The organism is Aquabacterium sp., assembly GCF_004297345.1.
Taxonomy (GTDB): Bacteria; Pseudomonadota; Gammaproteobacteria; order Burkholderiales; family Burkholderiaceae_C; genus Aquabacterium.
Genome location: NZ_SCTN01000563.1, coordinates 1 through 1,559 on the forward strand (window position 1 = coordinate 1; position 1,559 = coordinate 1,559).

Consider the following 1,559-nt stretch of genomic DNA (forward strand, 5'->3'; position numbering starts at 1 on the left):
GACTACCGGAAGGAGAGGGACTTCATCAAAGGTCAGATGCAGCGCCTCCGCGAACGGAGGGCCGCCCACCCAGAGGAGGCCGCAGAGATTGATGCCCGCCTGCATGAATTGCTAGACAGTTACCCACTGCCCCCGCGTGTGTTGCAGTCTGGAAAATAGACAAGAAGGACGCACCACGCTGGAAAAGCTGGGCATCTAGGGCTTGCATTCCAGCGTATGCACTAATCAGCCAAATTTGGACGGGACGGAAATGGACCTTGAAGTGATGATTAGAGGAGGTGGCACCTTTATCGGCCTCGTTGCTGCGGGCGCAGGTGCCTTTAAGAACGCCATGGACTTGACCCAGTTGCGAAGTGGTCGATTGAGGGAAGAGTACAAGTTTGCGCGGGAATTCTTCGCCGATTACAAGAAGGATGGGGCCATGCATCCCTTCTTAAAAACGAAAGGCCTTCAGGCGATAGCTGGCACCACAGACATCAATCCAAGCGAAATCCAATATTTGTTGACTCTCAAGGGCGCACCGCAAGCAATCAAGAACTATGTTTTTGGCAAGAAGTACTTGCAGCACCTAGAAGGTGTCGGCAATCTCCAGGTTGACTTCAAGGACCGCTACAAGAGTCCACGGTATAGGAAGCTGCTGAAGGGGTGGTACTTGTTTTGGTATGGGTTGAGCGTGTTCGCTGCAGGCTCTCCGTTCATCTTCTCTAGCTTCTTTGCGCGCGGTGGGGTTACTTCACCCGGACTCCTTCTGGTCACGCTTGCATTCTTCAGCCCATATGCATTTCTGGCATTGAGGGCGGGTGTCCGCGTCAGTCGTGCGGAGCATTTGGTGTCCACGCAAGAGGCGCACACTCAAGCCATCATCGTGCCGATGGGTAGCGAGCCGATAGTCGAGCCGTCAGCTAAATGGCATGGCTGAACAAGGCTACTGAGTGCGGGTGAGGCCCCTTGGGGGTAGTCGGACCACGAAAGCGATACTAGTTACGTGGCAGTTCTGCGTTAGGGCGCAAAAAGAGCGCCCGAAGGCGCCCTAGGGGGGCAATCTTATTTGCCCAAGTGCCTACGCACTGCGGCTGCCGAGTGACCAACCACACGGACAGCGTCTTTCAGTTTCTGTTCAGTCACACCAAGCGTCTGGGTCCAATAACGGACCTCCCAGGGTTCGGTAAGGCTGATCTGGCTTGCGTCTTGGGGACGCTTTAGATTCAAGTTGTCGCTCATGATTCTGGAAAGGCTTTCTGCTAAGTAGGCATTGCAAAAAGACACCGCCCCGAAACCAGAAATCCGATACCATTAAAACTGCACTGAGTACCTGACTCAAGCACCCCTGGCGGTATACGACTGGGGTAGAACTCGCCGGGGGACCGTAATTCCCTCGGCGTTTTCGTTTCTAGGAGGCATTATGCAACTTTCAAAAACACTGTGAATAAATACAGGTGTTATTCTGAGGGGCTTGTTAGCACTCTATTGTGGTGAGTGCTAATGGCGTGTAAACTTGTCGCCCCTATCCGTTGGGCCTAAGTACTGCCCTCCGCAAGCAGTCTGGAGTGGGGACGAAA

General features: G+C 53.8%; 2 protein-coding genes. One reads left to right on the plus strand and one right to left on the minus strand.

The window, feature by feature from the left end; genetic code table 11:
• The first annotated feature begins 250 nt into the window (after positions 1-250).
• Complete coding sequence (locus tag EPO09_RS21505) at positions 251-919, plus strand: hypothetical protein (protein WP_290646541.1); 669 nt, start codon at positions 251-253, stop codon at positions 917-919.
• A gap of 125 nt (positions 920-1,044) precedes the next feature.
• Here EPO09_RS21505 and EPO09_RS21510 read toward each other — a convergent pair whose 3' ends face one another.
• The gene (locus tag EPO09_RS21510) at positions 1,045-1,221 is read right to left on the minus strand and encodes a DUF3606 domain-containing protein (protein WP_290646543.1); all 177 of its coding nucleotides are present in this window, start codon (positions 1,219-1,221) and stop codon (positions 1,045-1,047) included.
• Positions 1,222-1,559: the final 338 nt, after the last annotated feature.

Excerpts from the sequence above, each read along its gene's own strand:
- EPO09_RS21505 (WP_290646541.1), top strand. The coding sequence starts at position 251 with ATGGACCTTGAAGTGATGATTAGAGGAGGTGGCACCTTTATCGGCCTC.
- EPO09_RS21510 (WP_290646543.1), bottom strand. The coding sequence starts at position 1,221 with ATGAGCGACAACTTGAATCTAAAGCGTCCCCAAGACGCAAGCCAGATC.